Below are 20,145 nucleotides of genomic sequence, written 5' to 3' on the forward strand. Positions count from 1 at the left end.
CAGGGCCCGCTGGCGGGCCCTGGTGAATGCGAATGATCAGTGATCGTGCGGATCATGATGGCAGCGCCAGCAGATGTCGAAGTTGGCGCCGTTCTCCTCCCCGCACTGGCCACAGAGCCAGCCATTGCCCTGGCGCTGCTGGTAACGCTCGATGACCTTGCCCGCCCGGCTGCGATCCTCGGCAGGCACCAGCAGGGTGACCTGCAGCAGATCCACCGGCAGCTCCCCCAGCGCGCCCGACAAACCCTCCCCACTGAGCCGCACCCGCACGCCTTCCACCTCCAGCGCCCCTTTCAGGGCATGGGCCTCCAGCGAATGGGAGGCCCGATACAAGTTAATCCACTGCTCCATATATCCTCTCCTCGCAACCGCTTGTCGATGCACCGACGGCGCCTGCGCCACCATCATTTCAGGGCGCGGGCCTCCAGCGAATGGGAGGCCCGATACAAGTCAATCCACTGTTCCATGTCTCGTCCTCACAACGGCTCGTCTTCATATCATCGTCGTCACGCACCAACCCCGCCAGCGGGAAGCCGTGCATTCGTGCGCCTTCACCGCAGGCTGTCGATGCCGTACTCGGCCCCATTCTCGACCAGAAAGTCGATGAAGACCCGCAACTTGCTCGGCATCAGCCGCCGCTCCGGGAACAGCAGATAGATGGGCACCCTGGGCTGCTGCCAGCCCGGCAACAGGGCCACCAGGGCCCCGCTGGCCAGCTCCTCGTGGCAGATCATGACCGGCAGCGCGGCTATCCCCAGCCCGGCCTTGGCGGCCTCCCTGGCACAGGTGATGTTGTTGACCTGGAAGCGGGAGCGCGGATCCACCAACACCTCCCGCCCCTCGGCCTCGAAGCACCAGTGGGAGGAGAGAAAACCGCTGCTGACCGCCACCCGCTCGTGCAGCAACAGATCCTCCGGCCGCGTGATCGGCGGGTTGTTGGCCAGATAGGCCGGGCTGGCGCAGAGCACGCGATCCGAGCTCCACAGCCGCCGTGCCGCCAGGTTGGAGTCGCTCATGTCACCGATCCGCACTATGGCATCCAGCCCTTCGTTGATGGGATCCACGACTCTGTTGGTCAGCTCCAGATCCACTCGCAGGCCAGGATAGGCCTGCAGGAAGTTGGCCACCAGCCGGCCCACCACCAGCTGCCCCGTCTCTATGGGCACGGCCAGCTTGAGGGTACCGGTCACCTCCTGCTGGCTGGCGCTCAGCATCAGCTCGGCCTGGGTCAGCTCCTCCACCGCCTTGCTGCAGCGCAGGTAGTATTGCTCCCCCGCCTCGGTCAGGGTGAGCTGCCGGGTGGAGCGATAGAGCAGGCGCACGCCGAGCCGCTGCTCCAGCTCGGCGATGCGACGGCTGACCGTCGCCTTGGTCATGCCCAGCTCCCGGGCCGCCGCCGTGAAGGAGCCCTTGTCGACGATGCGCACCAGAATTAAGGCAGCATTTAGGTCCATTGTCTCACCAGTGCAACTGTATATCTCATAAAGCAATACTAATCGAAACAGTCTGCCGATGTTAGCCTGCGCCCCTCAGTTCAGGAAACCCCACACAATGAGTCAACACAAGAAGATCCCCCTGCTGGCCGCCCTGCTGCTGGCCCTGTTCGGCATGCTGTTTGCCGGCTACTGGTATCTGCACGCCCGTTACTTCGAGAGCACCGACAACGCCTATCTGCAGAGCGAGGTGACCGGCATCGGCTCCAAGCTGCCCGGCTACATCAGCCAGGTGCTGGTGACCGACAATCAGGAGGTGAAGGCGGGTCAGCTGATCGCCCGGCTGGACGATCGGGAATACAAAGCCAAGGTGATCGAGGCCGAGGCCGACCTGCACCTCAACCAGGCGACGGCGGAGAACCTGGCCGCCACCCGCACCCAGCAGCAGAGCCTGATCCGTCAGGCCGAGGCCAAGGTCGCCTCGGCCGAGGCCGAGCAGGTGCGCTCCCAGCAGCAGGTGCATCGTGTCGGCCAGCTCAATCAGCGCCACTACAGCTCCCAGGACAACCTGGACGAGGTGCAGGCCGGTTTGCGCGTCAATCAGGCCCTGCTGCAGGAGGCCAAGGCGGCCCTGCAGGCGGCCCGTGAGCGCCTGCTGGTGCTGGATGCGGAGGCCAAGCAGAATCTGGCCAGACTGGCTCTGAGTGAAGCTCAGCTGGAACAGGCCAGACTGGAACTCGGTTACACCGAGCTGCGGGCCCCGGCCGACGGCATCATCGGCAAGCGCAGCCTGCGGGAAGGGCTCTACGTGCAGTCCGGCATGCAGGTCGCCAGCCTGGTGCCGCTGCAGCAAGTCTGGGTCGAGGCGAACTTCAAGGAGACCCAGTTGCAACACATGCAGCCGGGCCAGAGGGTGGATGTGATCCTGGATGCCTACCCGGATCAACCGGTCGAGGGCATCATCGACAGCCTGGCCCCCGCCACCGGCGCCAAGTTCGCCCTGCTGCCTCCCGAAAATGCCACCGGCAACTTCACCAAGATAGTGCAGCGGATCCCGGTCAAGATCCGCATCCCCGAGCCGGGCCCGCTGGCGGGCAAGTTGCGGCCGGGCCTCTCCACCGAGGTGATAGTGGACACCCGCACTGCCGCACCGGACCGGCTGGCGAGCACTGAGCCCGCCGCCCCGGCCAGCGGGGTGAACCTGGACCGCCAGGCCTCTGAAGCCATGGTGGCCGCCCACTGATGGAACCCATCCCGCGTCGCAACTGGATCGCGGTCATGGGGGGGCTCATCGGCGCCTTCATGGCCATCCTCGACATCCAGATCACCAACGCCTCCCTGAAGGACATTCAGGGGGCCCTGTCGGCCACCCTGAGCGAGAGCTCCTGGATCTCCACCTCCTATCTGGTGGCCGAGATGATCGCCATCCCGCTCAGCGGCTGGCTGAGCCGTGGCCTGAGCGTGCGCCGCTACATGCTGTGGAGCACAGGCGCCTTCATCGTCGCCTCCGTGCTCTGCTCGTTCAGCTGGAACCTCACCAGCATGATCGTCTTCCGGGCCTTGCAGGGCTTCACCGGCGGCGCCCTCATCCCCATGGCCTTCTCCCTGATCATCAGCCTGTTGCCGCTGCACAAGCGCGCCACCGGCATGGCGCTGTTCGGCCTGTGCGCCACCTTTGCGCCCACCATAGGGCCGACCCTCGGCGGCTGGCTGACGGAGCAGTTCTCCTGGCACTACATCTTCTATCTGAACGTGCCGCCCGGCCTGCTGGTGATGGCCATGCTGGCCCATGGCCTGGACCGGAAGCCGGTGGACTGGGAGGTGATCAAGCGGGTGGACCTCATCGGCATCGTCACCATGGCGGTGGGCCTCGGCCTGCTGGAGGTGGTGCTGGAGGAGGGCAACAGAGAGGACTGGTTCGGTTCCAGCTTTATAGTACGGCTCACCGTCATCTCCGTGGTGGCGCTGGTGTTCTTCGTCATCAGCCAGTTGCTGCGGCGCCATCCGCTGGTCAACCTGCGGCTGCTGCACAGCCCGCGGTTCGCGCTGGCCTGCTTCGCCTATCTGGTGCTCGGCATGGGGTTGATGGGCTCCATCTATGTGTTGCCGCTCTACATGACCCAGATCCACAACTACAACGCGCTGGAGATAGGTGAGGTGCTGATGTGGATGGGGCTGCCACAGCTGCTGGTGCTGCCGCTGGTGCCCAAGCTGGTCACCAGGATAGACCCGCGCTATCTGGTGAGCTTCGGCTTCCTGATCTTCGGGGTGAGCTGCTTTATGAACGTGAACATGAGCGCCGACTACGCCGGGCCCCAGCTGATCCAGTCGCTGATCGTGCGGGCGCTGGGCCAGCCCTTCGTCATGGTGCCGCTCTCCCTGGTGGCCACCGCCAGCCTGAGCCCGGAGGAGATCCCCTCCTCCTCGACCCTGCTCAACGTGCTGCGCAACCTCGGCGGCGCCTTCGGCATCGCCATCATCGCCACCCTGATCGACAACGATACCCGCATCCATTTCAGCCAGATCAGCAGCACCCTGGCCGCCACCAGCATCGAGGGTCAGAGCTATCTGTTGCAGCTGACCCAGAGCATGATGGCGCAGGGCTCGGGCCCCGAGCTGGCGCAGCAGCAGGCCCAGGCCATGCTCTCCAACACCATCTCGCGGGAGGCAGCCATCATGGCCTACAACCAAGTGTTCTACGTGATGGGAATCTTCCTGCTCATCGCCAGCGCCCTGATGCTACTGCTCAAGCAGCCGGCCCCCAAGCCGGCCAATGGGGAGCCGCTGGAGTCATGACAATAAAAAAACGGGCCGACTGGCCCGTTTTTTTCTGGCTGAAGATTCTTCATCCCATCCGCCGGATGGGCGCTCGCAGGCGAGGGATGACGTCCCGCCCTATCCCGCCAGCGAGGCGGCGATCAGGAACTGGGCGGCGAAGTAGCTGCTCATGATCCAGGCCTTGGCGTGGGGGAAGGGCCGGCGGAATCTGTCCAACGCCAGCATGCTGTCGGAGAACAGGAACATCAGGGCCCCCACCAGTGCGGCGGCGCTGCCCGCCGTCAGGGAGGCATGCCAGGCGCCTGCCGCCACCCAGGCCATGCCGATGATCACCAGCATGTAGCAGAACACCGGGATCTTCATCTCCCCCAGCTGGCCCCACAACAGGCCGAACACCAGGCCGGCCACCAGCAGCAACATCAGGCCATCCACCAGCTTCAGCACCAGCGGCCCCTGGGCGAAGCCGACGATGTAGCAGAGGTGCGCGACAAGAAATGCCGCCAGTCCCTGGATGAAGCGATCCCTTGGCAGCATCAGCAGCACGTCACCGGCGAGCGACAGGCAGAGGCCGAGCAGGAGCCAGGCATGGGAGCCGTTATGGTCGTCACTCTGGTAACCGAACGCCAGTGCGATGATAAACAGCATGGTCAGCGGCTTGCTGATATAGAACTGACGGGAGTCTGAGCCGTAGGCTGCGCGGATATGCCACCAGCCCGATGCGATGATCAAGAAACTCAATAACATGCCCTGCTCCTCACCGGTTGCTCGCTGTCATACGGCAACCTCTTTAGTGCTCGCAAGAGTAACAAATTCCCCCGCCGAGTGGCAGGGGTGCGCAGCAGATGAGCAGTCTACGCCTAAAGTCTAATTGCCCCGCCCTCGTGGCTCGGGCATAAGAAACGGGTCTGAAGGATCACCATGGAACAAACTATGACCAACTATCTGCCCGCTATCGATATCATGATGTGTCATCTGGGGATCAGCTTCGAGCAAGCCTGCGAGCAGCTGGGCCTGAGCCCGCTGGAACAGCAGAACCTGAGTCTGCTGCAAGAACAGCAGCCAGAGTAACGCCCCCAAGATTGAAAACGGCGCCTTCGAGGCGCCGTTTTTATTGTGGGTGTTGATTAACGCAAGGTTCGTCGCCGCTGCAGCCAGACCACCAGCGCAAACAGCAGGAAGCCAGGCAACCACATCAGCTCCTTGTGCCAGCGTTCGGTAGGCGCCTTGACGGAGAGGATCTCCTGATCGAACTCCATGCCGGCCTCCGCCGCCGGACTACCGAAGGTGACGTTGTCGATCAGCGTCTTGCCATCCTGCTCATATAGGGCCAGCCCCAGGCTGGCCAGACGGGCCTCCCCATCCGCACCGGCCGGCACCGCCAGCAGTACTGTGGATTGGCGCAGCTTGCCCACCGCATCCTCCCCCTGGATCCGCAGCCGCAGGGTGCTATCAGCCTCCACCTCCCCCAGGGTCTGGGCGAACTGGGCCGGCGCCGTGTCGCTGTAGGGATCGTGCACCATGTCCATCCAGAAGCCGGGACGGAACAGGGTGAAGGCCACCAGCAGCAGCAGCACGCTCTCGTACCAGCGGCTGCGCGCCAGGAACCAGCCCTGGGTCGCGGCGGCGAAGATCAGCATGGCCACGGTAGCCACCATGAAGATCAGCACACCGTGGGCGAAGTCCACGTCGATCAGCAGCAGATCGGTGTTGAAGATGAACAGGAACGGTAGCGCCGCGGTGCGCAGGCTGTAGTAGAAGGCGGTGATCCCGGTCTTGATGGGATCCCCCTTGGAGACGGCCGCCGCCGCGAACGACGCCAGCCCCACCGGCGGGGTCACGTCCGCCATGATGCCGAAGTAGAACACGAACAGGTGCACCGCGATGAGCGGCACTATCAGGCCGTTCTGCTGGCCGAGCGTCACCACCACCGGTGCCAGCAGGCTGGACACCACTATGTAGTTGGCGGTGGTGGGCAGCCCCATGCCGAGGATCAGGCTCAGCAGAGCGGTCAGCAGCAGCATCAGCAGCAGGTTGCCCATGGAGAGGAACTCCACCAGATCCGCCAGCACCAGGCCGACCCCGGTCTGGGAGACGGCGCCCACTATGATGCCGGCGGTGGCGGTGGCGATGCCGATGCCGATCATGTTGCGGGCACCGGCCACCAGGCCCTCCCTCAGATCCACCAGGCCATCGCGGGCTGAGCCGTAGTGGTGCTTGCCATCGGTGCGCAGCCAGTTGAGCAGCGGCCGTTGGGTCAGCAGTATGATGGTCAGCATCACTGTGCCCCAGAAGGCCGACAGCCCGGGCGACAGTCGCTCCACCATCAGGCACCACACCAGCACCACCACAGGCAGCAGGAAGTGCAGGCCAGATAGCAGCACGGCGCGGGTGTTGGGCAGCTCGGTCAGCGGCTGATCCGGATCCTCGGCGGGCAGCGGCTCATTGCTGGCCGCTATCTTGAGCAGTCCCAGATAGGCGGCTACCAGCAGCAGGGCGACCCCCGGCAGGGCATAGTCACCCAGCGCCGGTTTGAGCCAGCCCAGACCGTAATAGACCGCCATCGACAGGCCGCTGATCAGGGCGGCGCCGAAGGCAAAGCCGGTCAGGCGGCGCAGCCAGGGCTTGGGTTGGTGGTTGCCGATGGGCTCCATACCGAGCTTGAGCGCCTCCAGGTGCACTATGTAGAGCAGCGCTATGTAGGAGATGGTCGCCGGCAGGAAGGCGTGCTTGATGATCTCGACGTAGGGAATGCCCACGTACTCCACCATCAGGAAGGCGGCGGCCCCCATCACCGGCGGCATGATCTGGCCGTTGACCGAGGAGGCCACCTCGACCGCCCCCGCCTTCTCCTTGGAGAAACCGACCCGCTTCATCATGGGGATGGTGAAGGTGCCAGTGGTGACCACGTTGGCGATGGAGGAGCCGGAGATGACCCCGGTCAGCGCCGAGGCGACCACGGCCGCCTTGGCCGGCCCGCCGCGCAGGTGGCCGAGCAGGCTGAAGGCGAGCTGGATGAAGTAGTGACCGGCGCCGGCCCGCTCCAGCAGGGCACCGAACAGCACGAACAGGAACACGAAGCTGGTGGAGACCCCGAGCGCTATGCCGAACACCCCCTCTGTGGTGATCCACTGGTGGTTGGCCAGCGCGGTGAAGCTCACCCCGCGGTGAGCCAGCAGCCCCGGCATCCAGGGACCGGCCAGACTGTAGCCGAGAAACACCAGGGCGATCACCGCCAGGGCGGGCCCAAGGGCGCGACGGGTCGCCTCCAGCAGCAGCGGGATACCGATGCAGGCGGTGACCAGATCCGAGGTGGTGAGATTGCCGGGGCGCTGGGCCAGGGCCTCATACATGACGAACAGATAGGCGGCCGCACCGGCGGCGACCAGGCCGAGGGCGATGTCACCGAGCGGCACCCGATCCCGGGGCGAACGCCGGAAGGCCGGGAACACCAGATAGGCCAGCAGCAGGGCGAAGCTAAGGTGAATGGCGCGGGTTTCGGTATCGTTGAGGACCCCGAAGCCCAGCATGAAGGGCAGCGGAGAGGCGATCCAGAGCTGGAACAGGGACCAGGCCAGCGCCAGCCCCGTGATGAGCCAGCCCATGAGGCCGAGCGGCAGCCGAGCACCCACGTCCTGGGCGATCAGTTCCTCGGTAGAGAGTTGTTTTTCTTGCATAGGGTTAACTTGTGCCTACGAGTACAACGACACGACACCCGCTACCGCGGCAGGGCGGCAGACGGGTGTCGAAGAGACGAGAGAGGCCCTTGAGCCTGCGATCAGAGCCAGCCGCGCTCTTTGTAGTAGCGGGCGGCGCCTTCATGCAACGGGGCTGAGAGACCCACCTTGATCATGTCGGCTTCTTTCAGATCGGCGAAGGCCGGGTGCAGACGCTTGAAGCGATCCAGGTTGTCGAACACCGACTTGACCAGCTGATAGACCACTTCCGGATCGGCCTTGGCGCTGGTGGAGAGCACCGCCTTGCCGCCGATGGACGGGGTCGGCTGGTCGCTGCCCTTGTAGAGGCCACCGGGGATCTCGGCCTTGGTGTAGTAGCTCTTCTCGGCCAGCAGCTTGTCGATGTCGGCCCCGGTCACCGGCACCAGCACGGCGTCCGTGGTGGTGGAGGCCTCCTGGATGGCCCCGTTCGGGTGACCGACGAAGTAGCTCATGGCATCGATGTTGTTGTCACCCAGCGCCGAGGCCTGCTCGGCCGGCTTCAGCTCGGAGACCAGCCCGAAGTCGCTCTTCTGCCAGCCCTTGACCGCCATGATCTCTTCCATGGTGTCGCGCTGGCCCGAGCCCGGGTTGCCGATGTTGACGCGCTTGCCCTTCAGATCGTCGAAGCTGGCGATCTTGGCATCGCGCCGGGCCAGTATGGTGAACACCTCGCTCTGCAGGGAGAAGACGGCGCGCATGTCGTCCATGGCCCCCTCGGCCTGGAAGGGGGGCAGCCCCTTCATCGCCTTGTACTGGTGGTCGGACTGCATGATGCCGAAGTTGAATTCACCACTGCGGATGCCGTTGACGTTGGCCACCCCGCCGCCGCTGGCCGGGGCGTTGCATTTGATCTGGTGATCGGCGGCGCCGCGATTGAGGAAACGGCAGATAGACTGACCCGCCACGTAGTAGACCCCGGTCTGACCACCGGTACCGATCGTCACGAAGCGTTCCTGTGCCTGGACCTGGCCGCCGAAGGAGACGCCAACCAGAACAGCCGACAAGGCGCACGCCAAGGATAATCCTTTCATGTTTTCCATCCTTTTCATTGATTTATCTCACCCGATTCCCGGGTGAATATGAGACGGACCCGCATCAAGACTGGGTCCGCCTATATGACCTCATATGAGGAAAGGGTCGAGCGCCAACGGCTCTTCCCAAAGCCACCATCATCCTGCGGTGAGATAATCAGCGTCATGCCGATCGAGGGCGATTCGACCAGAAGAGGGTCGGATCAAAAGTGGTAACCCCTTGATTAGGCACATACTGCCAACATAAATCAAACAAAATGGCAAAATGCTGGATTTAAATAGCGAGAAATTTGAACTGGATCATCAATTCATCGGTCATGGATTAATTGAATCTGTTCATGCAGGCAGAGGGAAAATGGAGGGAGATTCTTTTGCAACCCTTGGCTGGCAAGGGCCTCAAGCTTGGTGGCTTATGGGTTTGGCTGCGAGATAAAAACACAGGCCGGTGGGTTGCCCTCACCGGCCTGTTCTCATCTGCGGATCGGCGCCGTCCCAGGCACCAGAGTCGCGTTCAGTAACAACCGCTTAGCCTTTCCTCATGCCTTCGGCTTGGCCAGATCCAGGATAAAGGCAAACTCCAGCGCTATGTCCTCATAGGCCTTGAAACGGCCCGACTTGCCGCCGTGCCCGGCATCCATGTCGGTGCTGAGCAGCAGCTTGTTGTCGTCGGTCTTCAGCTCCCGCAGCTTGGCGACCCACTTGGCCGGCTCCCAGTACTGCACCTGGGAGTCGTGCAGCCCGGTGGTGACCAGCAGGTTCGGGTAGGCCTGCGCCTTGACCTGGTCATAGGGGCTGTAGGCCTTCATGTAGTCGTAGTAGCGCTTCTGGTTCGGGTTGCCCCACTCGTCGTACTCCCCGGTGGTGAGCGGAATGGATTCATCCAGCATGGTAGTGACCACGTCCACGAACGGTACCTGAGCCACTACACCACGGTAGAGCTGGGGCGCCTGATTGATGACGGCCCCCATCAGCAGGCCGCCGGCGCTGCCGCCCATGGCGTAGACCTGCTCCCTGGCGCCGTAGCCCTGGCTCACCAACGCCTCGGTCACGTCGATGAAGTCGTGGAAGCTGTTCTGTTTTTTAAGCAGCTTGCCATCCTCATACCAGCCGCGACCCAGCTCCTCGCCGCCCCGGATGTGGGCGATGGCGTAGACGAAGCCCCGATCCAGCAGGCTCAGGCGAGAGGTGCTGAAGTCGGGATCCATGCTGGCGCCGTAGGATCCGTAGCCATACACCAGCAGCGGGTTCTGACCATCCAGCTTGAACATATCCTTGCGATAGACCAGCGACACCGGCACGGCGACACCGTCGCGGGCCGTCACCCACAGCCGCTCGCTGGCATAGAGCGCCGGCTTGAAGCCCGCCACCGCCTGCTGCTTGAGCAGGGTGCGCTTGCCGCTGTCCATGTTGAGCTCGTAGGTGGACGAGGGGGTGGTCATGGAAGAGTAGCCGTAGCGCAGCTCGCTGGTCTCCGGCTCCGGGTTGAAGGCGAGCCAGGTGACATAGGCGGGATCGTCGAAGGCGATCTCTTTTTGCTCGCCACTCTGCCAGTTGACCTGCCGCAGCCGGGTCAGCCCCTTGCTGCGCTCCTCCAGCACCAGCCAATCCTTGAACAGGGCGTAGCTCTCCAGCAGCACGTCCGGATTGGGGGCTATGACCGCCTTCCAGCGATCCACTGGGCTCTCCTTGGTCTCGTACAGGCCGAAGTTCTTGCCGTCCTTGTTGGATCGCACGTAGAAGCGGCCACGGTAGTGGTCCAGGCTGTATTCGTGATCCACCTGACGGGGCAGGAACAGCCGCGGCGCCTGGGTCGGGGTGTTGGCGTCGATGAGCCGCGCCTCCCCCGTGGTGGTGCTGGAGAGCGCGATGACGATGAAGTCTTCCGAGGTGGTGGCGTAGAGGCTGACATAGAAGGTGTCATCCTTCTCCTCGTAGACCAGCTGATCCTTGGCTGGATCCGAGCCGAGCTCGTGGCGATAGACCTGATAGGGCAGCAGGGTCTTGGGGTGCTTGCGCACGTAGAACACCGTCTTGCTGTCGTTGGCCCACACCAGGTTGCCCGAGGTATTCTCCAACTGGTCGCTCGCCCACTTGCCGCTCTCCAGATCGAGGAACTGGATCTGGTACTGACGACGGGAGAGGAAGTCTTCCGCCACCGCCAGCCAGCGGTTGTTGCGGCTCACCTCCAGCGCGCCCAGAGAGTAGAACTCGTGCCCCTCGGCGCGCTGGTTGCTGTCCAGCATCAGGCTGGCGTCTTTCTCTCCCAGCTTGGTGCGGGAGTAGATGCCGTACTCCTTGCCCGGCTCGTAGCGGGTCTGGTAGCGGTAGCCGTTCTTCACATAGGGCACCGACTCATCCTGCTGGGGAATGCGGGCCACCATCTCCTTGTAGAGCTGATCGCGCAGCGGCTTGGTCGGTTTGAGCATGGCCTCGGTGTAGGCGTTTTCGGCCTTGAGATAATCCAGCACCTCGGGCTTCTGGCGCTCGTCATCCCGCAGCCAGTAGTAGTTGTCGACCCGGACATCCCCATGTTTCTTCATGGAGTGCGGGTGTTTGGCGGCCACGGGCGGCTGGATAGGGGTTTCGCTTGTCGGCATGGCGGACTCTTCATTGGCATAGGAACAGGGAACGGCGGCCAGGCAAGCCAGCAGCAGAAGCCCTCGGGAAAAGGTGAACATGTCGCATCCTTTGCGCGGTAGCAGGGTAGGCGGCCGGGTATTAGCGCCATAAACTGACGATCGCTCTGCTGCCGGTCACCCTGCTTGCGTGGTAACGAGGCTAGCAAATCTTGCTCTCAACCCCGTGATCATAAATTGGCGATCAATCTGCCCCTTGTCGCTCTGGGTTGCAAGTGATCCCCAAACATTCGGCCAAAAACCACGGAAAAGGGCCGCCATCCTGCGATGACGGCCCTCTCGTGCTGGCCATGAGCGACACGGGTTCGCTCAGGTGTGCCTCACATGATGGAGTGGTGCCTGCTCATGACCAGGGTGCGTCAGCCGGGGTAGCTCGACCAGACCTTGGTCGCGCCCTCCTCGCTGATGCTCAGCACCTGATAGGGCTGACCCGGAATATCCATGCCAGGCGCACTCTGGGGCATGCCCGGAATGGTCAGGCCGCGGATCGCCGGTTTTTCCTTGAGCAGCTTCTGCACGTCGGCGGCGGGTACATGCCCCTCCACCACATAGCCGTTCACCACCCCGGTGTGGCAGGACGCCAGCTGCGGGGTGATACCGTATTGCTGCTTGATGGGATCGAGCTGCTCGGTTTCGACGACCTTGACCTCAAAGCCGTTCTCTTCCATGTGCTTGATCCAGGTCTTGCAGCAGCCGCAATACTGGGACTTGTAGACGGTCATCTGCTCCGCCGCCAGGGCAGAGAAGCTGACGGTACCGGCCAGCACGGCCAGTAACAGGGACTTGTACATAACTCACCTCAGATAAGAAGAAATACCCAAAAAACAGGGGGACTCGACTCAACCGAACTGGCGAGGGGGGCGTTCGAACCGCTCGAGCGGCGCGTCCGGCATGAACAGGGAGGGGGAGATGAAACGCGGAACGTCCGGCTCCAGCACGGCGACCGTCAGGCCGCCGCCGGTGAGCACCGTCATGGCGAGCGCCGAAGTGAAGCTGCCGCAGGGCATGGCTTTCTCCAGGGTGCGCTCACTCTGGCTGCAATGGGGCGTCAGGGTGCAGAGATCGGTCGCCGCCCGGCTGCCAAACGACATCAACACCATCAGCAGACTCCACAGGGGGAGCCAGCGGCGGGCGCGAGCGAGTTGGCGGCGGGTCAGAACCATGACATGACTCAGTAATCAAAGGAGGCCTATGGTAACCCTTGGCCCAGGGGGAGGGTCAAGCCTCCCCCCTGCGACAGATCAAAAGAGGATGAGATAGGGGATGGGACATGACACACTGGGTCAGGTTGAACGGTGCCAAAAGAACCGCCTCTGTCGGGCGACACGCCCGCCGCCATCCGCCCTGACACTGGCGGGAACAGGCACTTCTTGATAACGTCGCTGCTCGATGCATCTTCTTTTCGCGGACAAGAGTCTCCTCTCAGGTTATGACCCCATGAAACGCATTCTGGTTATCTTCTCACACCCGGCGCTGCAGAGTTCCAGGGCCAACAAACAGCTGCTGCAGGCGATCGAAGGCCTGGAGGGCGTCACCGTACACGACCTCTACCATCGCTACCCGGACATGTTCATCGACGTGAAGCGCGAGCAGGCGCTGCTGATGGAGCACGATCTCATCGTCTTCCAGCACCCCTTCTACTGGTACTCCTGCCCGGCCATCATGAAGGAGTGGATGGATCTGGTGCTGGAGTACGGCTACGCCTATGGCCCCGAGGCCCATGCGCTCGCCGGCAAGCAGTGGCTGAGCGCCATCACCACAGGCGGCGCCCCCGAATCCTACTGCAGCGCGGGTTACAACAACCGGCCGCTGCTCGACTTCCTGCTGCCCTTCCAACAGACGGCGCAGCTGTGCGGCATGAGCTGGCTACCGCCCTTCGTGCTCCACTCCTTCCACAAGCTCAAGGATCCCCAGGCGCTGTACCGCTGCGGGCAGGATTATCGTCAACTGCTGTGCGCCCTGCGCGACGAGCGACTGACCCCCGCCCAGCTCGGCGAGAGCGCCTATCTGCGTGACCTGCTGGAGGTGCTCTCATGAAACACGCTCAGCTATTTTGCCGACTCGATGAGCAGAGCCGGACAGCCAGGTTCGAAGGGAGGGCCGACTAATGGGACATGGATTGCTGTTCGATGCGCTGATCTATCTCTCGGCGGCGGTGCTCGCCGTGCCGCTCGCCAAGCGCTGGGGGCTGGGCTCGGTGCTCGGCTACCTGCTGGCGGGCATCATCATAGGCCCCTTCCTGCTGGGCCTGGTGGGTGAGCAGAAGGATGTGATGCACTTCGCCGAGTTCGGCGTGGTGCTGATGCTGTTCCTGGTCGGGCTGGAGCTCAAACCCGCCCTGCTGTGGCAGCTCAAGGGACCCATCCTCGGCACCGGTGGCCTGCAGGTACTGCTCACCACCGCCGCCCTGACCGGGGTGGCTTGCCTCATCGGTCTGCCCTGGCAACAGGGGCTCGCCATCGGCCTCATCCTGGCGCTCTCCTCCACCGCCATCGTCCTGCAGAGCCTGCAGGAGCGCAAGCTGATGCAGAGCGAGAGCGGGCGCTCCGCCTTTGCGGTGCTGCTGTTCCAGGACATCGCCGTGATCCCCATACTGGCGATCCTGCCGCTGCTGGCCATCACCCCTGTGGTCAATAACGGCAACCCGGATCTGGCGGGCTGGCAGCACGGGCTGCTGGTGGTCGCCGCCATCGCCGGCATAGTGCTGGGCGGCCATTACCTGATGCGGCCGGTGTTTCGCGCCATCGCCCAGTCCCATATGCGGGAGATCTTCGTCGCCGCCGCCCTGCTGCTGGTCATCGCCATCGCGGTGCTGATGGAGTCGGTGGGACTCTCCCCCGCGCTTGGCTCCTTCCTCGCCGGGGTGGTGCTGGCCGACAGCGAGTATCGCCACGAGCTGGAGGCGGACATAGAGCCATTCAAGGGGCTGCTGCTCGGGCTGTTCTTCATGTCGGTCGGCGCCGGCATCGACTTCGGCCTGTTTGCCGCGCATCCCCTGCTCATTCCGGCCCTGGTGATCGGCCTGGTGGTCCTGAAGTGGCTGGTGCTGATGGCGCTGGGCCTCATCATCCGCATCTCCCCCGGCCAACGCTGGACCTTCGGGCTGGCGCTGGCGCAGGGGGGGGAATTTGCCTTCGTGCTGTTCTCGTTCGCCACCCAGAACAAGGTGCTGCCGAGCGAGACCATCTCGCTGCTGACCCTGGTGGTCGCACTCTCCATGGCGCTGACGCCCTTGCTGCTGATCCTCAACGACAGGGTGATCCAGCCCTGGTTTGACTACCGCAACCAGGCCGACGTGCCGCAACACGAGCAGCCCGAGCTGGTCGAACACCCCGTCATCATCGCCGGCTTCGGCCGCTTCGGTCAGATCGTGGGCCGTCTGCTGCATGGCCACGGCATCGGCACCACCATACTCGAGCAGGATGCCAGCCAGATCGAGATGTTGCGCAAGTACGGCTATCAGGTCTTCTATGGCGACGCCAGCCGGCTCGATCTGCTGCACGCCGCCGGCGCCCACAAGGCCAAGCTGCTGGTGCTCTCCGTCAACGATCCGGCCACTTCGATCGCCGTCATCGAGATGGTGAAGAAACACTTCCCGCACCTTAAAATACTGGCGCGCGCCCAGGACAGACCCCACGCCCACGAGATCCTGCGCCAGGGGGTCGACAGCGTGCACCGGGAAACCCTGGGCTCAGCCGTGGATCTCGGGGTGGAGGCCCTGACCCAGCTGGGATTCCGGGCCAACCAGGCCTGGCGCGCCGGCCAGATGTTCAAGCAGTATGACAACCGGCTGCTGCGGGAGCAGGTCAACTACCTGGACGACGAGCACACCTATATCAACAAGAGTCTGCAATACCGGGAGATCCTCTCCGATCTGCTGCAAGACGATCAGGAAGGACAGGAGCGTACCCACGCCCACAACTGGAACAGCGGTCTGCCCGACAACGACAAGGAAGCAATATGATTGCCTATTACCCCCTGCTCAAACACCTGCACATGACCCTGGCCCTGGTCAGCGTGCTGCTGTTCCTCTATCGCTGGTGCCTTGCCCTCGGCGGCAGCCCGCGCCTGCAACAGAAATGGCTCAAGGTCCTGCCCCATATCAACGACACCCTGCTGTTGCTGTTCGGGCTAGTGCTGGCGGTGACCCTGCAGATGAGCCCGGGCCAGCAACCCTGGCTGATGGCCAAGCTGATCGCCCTGGTGCTCTACATCGGGCTAGGCGTCATGGCGCTCAAGCGTCCTTACCGTACTCAGAAGCTGATCGCCGGCCTGGCAGCCCTTGCCGTGTTCGGTTACATGGTGGGTGCCGCCATCACCAAGTCAGCCTGGTCCTGGCTGGTCTGAAGCAATGCCCCGTAGCGGTGAGGGCTCTGCCCTCACCGCATCTCCCTCCCTCCATTTCCAGCCTCTTTTATCCCCCAGCCGACAAGGGCAACCCTGCACTCCATCTTTTTTTGGCTAAAAACAGGCCTCAAACAACCCCTTTCAATATCGATTTAATGATTTATATCAATTGGTTATCTCATCTTGTATGAAAATGGCGACAGTTGTCGCAGCAAAACTTGCGACATAGACTGTCGCAAGTCATGGCTAGGATACACTCAACGCTAAACCAGTGAAGGCATGCACCATGAGTAAGAAGCTGTTACGACAACTGACCTTGGCGCGTTGCATCCCGCACCGCCCTTACAAGCTGACCGCCAGCCAACTCCAGGTAAAACTGGAAGAAGAAGGCATACACGTCAGTCTGCGTACCGTGCAACGGGATCTGGAAGAGATGTCCGGCATGGGGTTGTTCGACCTCACCTCGGACGAGCGCAGCAAACCGCACGGCTGGTGCTTTGAGCGCCATGGTCTCAATGACTTTGCCAACATCATGCCGCTCTCCCTGGCAGTGGCGCTGAAAACCTGGAGTGACCAGGCGAGCCAGCTGCTGCCGGCGAGCGTATTGACCGAATTGAACCCGCTGGTCGACAAGGCCGGCCAGGTGATCCGCGACAGCCAGAGCGAGCTGGCGGAACGTTGGCTCGAGAGCGTGCATCAGTCTCCTCGTCCCTTTGCCGGCAACCCGGAGATCCGTCGCAGCACCCTGATCCGCGACGCCCTGTGGCGTGGTCGCAAATTCAGTGCCGAGATCCAGCGTGTCATCAAGGAACGTACCGTGTGGCTGTGCTATGACCGCATCAATCCGCTCGGTATCCTGAACCAGCCGGATGGCCCGACCCTGCTCTGCACCCTGTCCGAGCTGGATCCCAAGGTGTATGGCATCCCGTTCGATCACATCAAGAACGTGGAACTGACCAACTTCAGCGCCACCCAGCCGAAGGAGTTCAACATCCAGAAGCTGATCCGCGATCAGGGCTATCAGGACGTCAGCGGCCCGATCCGCTTCGTTGGTCGTATCGATGCCAACTGCCCGACTCTGATCGATGGGCAGATCCCGGGCCACAACCCGCGCATGACCCGCTACGACAAACGCAGCGTGGTGGTAGAGACCGAGGTGCAAGATACGCCCGAGTTCCGCTCCTGGCTGAACAACATGAGTGGCAACTTGGAAGTTCTTGCCCCCGAGTCACTGCGCAAGGCCTACCCGACGCCGGGTACCCGGGTCAGCTGATAGCACTCTGTCATTGATAATGAAAAGCCGAGCCTCGTCTCGGCTTTTTTGTATGCTTTTCAGGCATATTCGTTCAATTAATTTTTAACTCTTACACCCCTGATTGAGCACTCTGTACCATCGTTTTCCTCCCTCAATCTGGTTGTGAGAGATCCGCCATTCCCCCTGTAAGACCCCTCAGTGTTGAACCGTACGTGAAGCCATCCCGGGAGCGTTATGCTTTCTTAAGAAACTAACTAACATCATGATATATAAGAAAACTAATCCTCTCTGTGCAATAACTATCCAGTAGTGGGCGACGCCTTATGGTGCTCCGCGCCTTGTTCCTGCTCACGATTGCCTTAGTATGGGTCTCACAAGGACGGCGCTGGTTCGGCAGGATGCAGAGGCAGCGCATAAAGGGAACACCACAGGATGTGGTAGGAACACCTCAGGATGAGGCTGATAACCCGGATGGTTATCACAAGGATCGACAGGACAACCGCAGGATGCGGTGGTGGACACCTCGGGACGAGGCAGAGTGGTACGGATTACCGCTCTTCAGGATGAAGCGAGATGACCAGGGTGGTTATCTGTCAGGAAGACGCAAGGAACACCACGGGATGTGGTAATGGACACCTCCAGGATGGAGAAGGTGAAGCAATCAGGAGCGATTGCCAGGCTAGGATGGCCACAGGACACCTCAACGGATTGGGAAGAGGATAATCCGAAGGACAGGATAGAGTCAGGGATTGCAGGGAGCATGGCAGTTCATGGACTGGACTAGATGACTTGAGGGGACGGCAACCGCCGTCCCCTTTTCTTTATGCCTGGCATCAGGGATTAGCAGCTCCGTCGCTATAACCACCGATCCCACACCGCCATGCCATTGTTACCCTTCAGCCTGGCTACCAGAACGTCCCATCCCCGTTAATTCTTCTACTGGCGCACAGATCTAGGCTGGCTTAGCCGAGCCCTATCCTTGACTAGCTAACAATGCGCCAACCTTCTATAGAATGCTGTGCTCTGCTGTTAGGCGGTAAAGCTCACATAGACTTTGGCTTGCACGCTTGTCCAGAACTGCTCATATTGCTACCCCGCAGTTTTACTAGATCGCTTGTCCTCCAGACCTGAATCGCCCCGGCTTATCTAGACACTTTTGAGCCGTTCGAAATATTGCTTTTCACACTCTACTGGCGATAGCCCGTTGTTGAAACTGTGCCGGCGTTTGGGGTTGTAAAACATTTCAATGTAATCGAACACATCCTGCCGGGCTTCCTCACGATCCGCATAGGTTTTGCGACGGATACCCTCGCGTTTGAGGAGCTGGAAGAAACTCTCCGCCACCGCGTTATCATGGCAATTGCCGCGCCTGCTCATGCTGGCCTTGAGCCGGTTTTCCCGCAAAAAATCCTGCCAGTCATAGCTGCTAAACTGGCTCCCTTGGTCGGAATGAACCAGCACTTCTTGTTCGGGTCGCCGTCGCCACACCGCCATCAGTAACGCACTGATGGCCAGCTCTCGGTCGATCCGCTGCCCCATCGACCAACCAATGACGTGTCGTGAGAACAAATCCAATACCACAGCCAGATAGAGCCAGCCTTCATGGGTGCGAATATAGGTGATGTCCGTTACCCAGACCTTATTGGGCTCGGTCACATCGAACTGGCGTTCCAAATGATTCGGTGCAACCACCGTTGGCCGGCCACCATAATGGCCTGGATGGCGGTGATAGCCGGTTTGTGAACGTAACCCTTCATGTCGCATTAATCGCGCCACCCGGTGCTTGCCACAGGTCTCGCCCATTTCTCGCAGGTCATCCCGGATCTTGCGATAACCATAGACGCCCCCGCTTTCTAGCCAACATTGCTTGATCTGGCCCAGGAGGCGTTGATCCTCCTGGGCTCGGGTAGATAAGGGCTGCCGCTGCCAAGCGTAATAACCGCTCGGATGGACATTCATCATCCGGCACAGCCTGCGGACGGGATGCGTGGACTCGTGCTCCCGGATGAAGGCGTACCTTACCCTGACAGCTTGGCAAAGTACGCGGCGGCCTTTTTTAAGATATCTCGCTCATCGGTGACGCGGCGCAATTCGGCCTTGAGACGGCGGATCTCGGCTTGCTGGCTGGACTCATGCTGCTGCACGTCGGGTTGGCTATAGCGTTTGATCCAGGCGTAAAGACTGTGGCTGGAAACACCGAGTCGCTCGGCGACCTCTGCCACTGGGTAATGGCGCTCAGTCACCTGCTTGACGGCGGCCAGTTTGAATTCTTCCGTGTAACGTTGCTGCTTGCTCATAACACCTCCTGAATGACCTCAGTTTGAGGCTCTTGAGGTGTCTAGAAAGTAGGGGCGATTCAGTTAGGCGGTAAAGCTCACACAGACTTTGGCTTGCACGCTTGTCCAGAACTGCTCATATTGCTACCCCGCAGTTTTACTAGATCGCTTGTCCTCCAGACCTGCAGACTATGTCGCTGCGCATGGCCCCCCCACAGAGCCTCCCTCCTTGGCAAACGCTGTAACCGCATCGATGTAGCTGCCTCACTCCAAAAGCCACCGAGTAGGGCGGCCGGAAGGTGAAACTGGGCGATTCTATGGCAAATTGCAGACATGAAAAAAAGCCCAGTCTTTCGACTGGGCTTCTTAATCATTGGCGGAGCGGACGGGACTCGAACCCGCGACCCCCGGCGTGACAGGCCGGTATTCTAACCAACTGAACTACCGCTCCGCAATTTGGCTAGCTTCTGCTAAATCGTCGCCGTTTCATCGAGGTGTCATCCTCTCGGCCAACGTCGTGATGTACACGTCGTTGTTTAATTGGGTGCCTGGCAGTGTCCTACTCTCGCATGGCGAATGCCACACTACCATCGGCGCTACCGCGTTTCACTTCTGAGTTCGGCATGGGATCAGGTGGTTCCACGGCGCTATGGCCGCCAGGCAAAAACTTCAA

General features: G+C 61.7%; 15 protein-coding genes, 1 tRNA gene, 1 rRNA gene and 1 pseudogene. 7 read left to right on the forward strand and 11 right to left on the reverse strand.

Annotated elements, in window-relative coordinates; all coding sequences use genetic code 11:
- Nucleotides 1-36: 36 nt before the first annotated feature.
- Both KW821_RS19920 and KW821_RS19925 read right to left on the reverse strand, forming a co-directional pair.
- Entirely contained in the window at nucleotides 37-351 is a 315-nt protein-coding gene (locus KW821_RS19920; protein WP_218292644.1) for a DUF2007 domain-containing protein, read from the reverse strand.
- 200 nt (nucleotides 352-551) lie between these two features.
- Nucleotides 552-1,454, reverse strand: coding sequence for a LysR family transcriptional regulator (locus tag KW821_RS19925; protein ID WP_042651842.1), 903 nt, complete (start codon nucleotides 1,452-1,454; stop codon nucleotides 552-554).
- Nucleotides 1,455-1,551: 97 nt separating this feature from the next.
- Here KW821_RS19925 and KW821_RS19930 point away from each other — a divergent pair.
- Together KW821_RS19930 and KW821_RS19935 are read left to right on the forward strand one after the other, a co-directional pair.
- Nucleotides 1,552-2,586 (forward strand): annotated as a pseudogene (locus KW821_RS19930) (HlyD family secretion protein); the annotation flags it as partial.
- Between the two features lie 89 nt (nucleotides 2,587-2,675).
- Nucleotides 2,676-4,229 (forward strand): DHA2 family efflux MFS transporter permease subunit, encoded by a 1,554-nt coding sequence (locus tag KW821_RS19935; protein ID WP_042651841.1) that lies wholly within the window; start codon nucleotides 2,676-2,678, stop codon nucleotides 4,227-4,229.
- A 99-nt stretch (nucleotides 4,230-4,328) separates the two neighbouring features.
- Here the strand turns inward: KW821_RS19935 and KW821_RS19940 are convergent, their stop codons facing one another.
- Nucleotides 4,329-4,955 carry a lysoplasmalogenase gene (locus KW821_RS19940; protein ID WP_042651840.1) on the reverse strand — a complete coding sequence of 209 codons (627 nt, stop codon included), beginning with the start codon at nucleotides 4,953-4,955 and terminating at the stop codon, nucleotides 4,329-4,331.
- A 174-nt stretch (nucleotides 4,956-5,129) separates the two neighbouring features.
- Between KW821_RS19940 and KW821_RS19945 the strand changes: the two genes are divergently transcribed.
- Nucleotides 5,130-5,279, forward strand: coding sequence for a hypothetical protein (locus KW821_RS19945; RefSeq protein ID WP_157433652.1), 150 nt, complete (start codon nucleotides 5,130-5,132; stop codon nucleotides 5,277-5,279).
- A 56-nt stretch (nucleotides 5,280-5,335) separates the two neighbouring features.
- Here KW821_RS19945 and KW821_RS19950 read toward each other — a convergent pair whose 3' ends face one another.
- From KW821_RS19950 to KW821_RS19970, 5 genes are all read right to left on the reverse strand, one after another.
- Nucleotides 5,336-7,885, reverse strand: coding sequence for a TRAP transporter permease (locus KW821_RS19950; RefSeq protein ID WP_218292646.1), 2,550 nt, complete (start codon nucleotides 7,883-7,885; stop codon nucleotides 5,336-5,338).
- Between the two features lie 101 nt (nucleotides 7,886-7,986).
- Complete coding sequence (locus KW821_RS19955) at nucleotides 7,987-8,958, reverse strand: TAXI family TRAP transporter solute-binding subunit (protein ID WP_218292647.1); 972 nt, start codon at nucleotides 8,956-8,958, stop codon at nucleotides 7,987-7,989.
- Nucleotides 8,959-9,494: 536 nt separating this feature from the next.
- Entirely contained in the window at nucleotides 9,495-11,636 is a 2,142-nt protein-coding gene (locus KW821_RS19960; protein ID WP_218292648.1) for a S9 family peptidase, read from the reverse strand.
- A gap of 317 nt (nucleotides 11,637-11,953) precedes the next feature.
- On the reverse strand, nucleotides 11,954-12,385 hold the full coding sequence (locus tag KW821_RS19965; protein WP_042651836.1) for a DUF411 domain-containing protein: 432 nt from the start codon (nucleotides 12,383-12,385) through the stop codon (nucleotides 11,954-11,956).
- Between the two features lie 48 nt (nucleotides 12,386-12,433).
- Nucleotides 12,434-12,757, reverse strand: a complete 324-nt coding sequence (locus KW821_RS19970) for a hypothetical protein (RefSeq protein ID WP_218292649.1) — start codon at nucleotides 12,755-12,757, stop codon at nucleotides 12,434-12,436.
- 274 nt (nucleotides 12,758-13,031) lie between these two features.
- Between KW821_RS19970 and KW821_RS19975 the strand changes: the two genes are divergently transcribed.
- From KW821_RS19975 to KW821_RS19990, 4 genes are all read left to right on the forward strand, one after another.
- Nucleotides 13,032-13,631 (forward strand): NAD(P)H-dependent oxidoreductase, encoded by a 600-nt coding sequence (locus KW821_RS19975; protein ID WP_218292650.1) that lies wholly within the window; start codon nucleotides 13,032-13,034, stop codon nucleotides 13,629-13,631.
- Between the two features lie 70 nt (nucleotides 13,632-13,701).
- Nucleotides 13,702-15,558 (forward strand): glutathione-regulated potassium-efflux system protein KefC, encoded by a 1,857-nt coding sequence (gene kefC, locus KW821_RS19980; protein WP_218292651.1) that lies wholly within the window; start codon nucleotides 13,702-13,704, stop codon nucleotides 15,556-15,558.
- Entirely contained in the window at nucleotides 15,555-15,941 is a 387-nt protein-coding gene (locus KW821_RS19985) for a SirB2 family protein (RefSeq protein ID WP_218292652.1), read from the forward strand. Before kefC ends, KW821_RS19985 begins: the two co-directional genes overlap by 4 nt.
- A 286-nt stretch (nucleotides 15,942-16,227) precedes the next feature.
- Complete coding sequence (locus tag KW821_RS19990; protein ID WP_042651831.1) at nucleotides 16,228-17,214, forward strand: YafY family protein; 987 nt, start codon at nucleotides 16,228-16,230, stop codon at nucleotides 17,212-17,214.
- Nucleotides 17,215-18,342: 1,128 nt separating this feature from the next.
- On the opposite strand, the gene KW821_RS19995 is transcribed toward KW821_RS19990, so the two are convergent.
- From KW821_RS19995 to rrf, 3 genes are all read right to left on the reverse strand, one after another.
- Nucleotides 18,343-19,493 (reverse strand): IS3 family transposase gene (locus KW821_RS19995; protein ID WP_218292653.1). Its coding sequence is split into 2 segments (ribosomal slippage): nucleotides 18,343-19,259 and nucleotides 19,259-19,493, totalling 1,152 coding nucleotides; the frame shifts between segments, so codons are not numbered across the junction.
- 353 nt (nucleotides 19,494-19,846) lie between these two features.
- Nucleotides 19,847-19,923, reverse strand: a tRNA-Asp gene (locus tag KW821_RS20000).
- A gap of 95 nt (nucleotides 19,924-20,018) precedes the next feature.
- Nucleotides 20,019-20,133 (reverse strand): 5S ribosomal RNA (rrf, locus tag KW821_RS20005).
- Nucleotides 20,134-20,145 lie beyond the last annotated feature (12 nt).

Source organism: Aeromonas sp. sif2416 (genome assembly GCF_019218665.1).
GTDB lineage: Bacteria > Pseudomonadota > Gammaproteobacteria > Enterobacterales > Aeromonadaceae > Aeromonas > Aeromonas encheleia.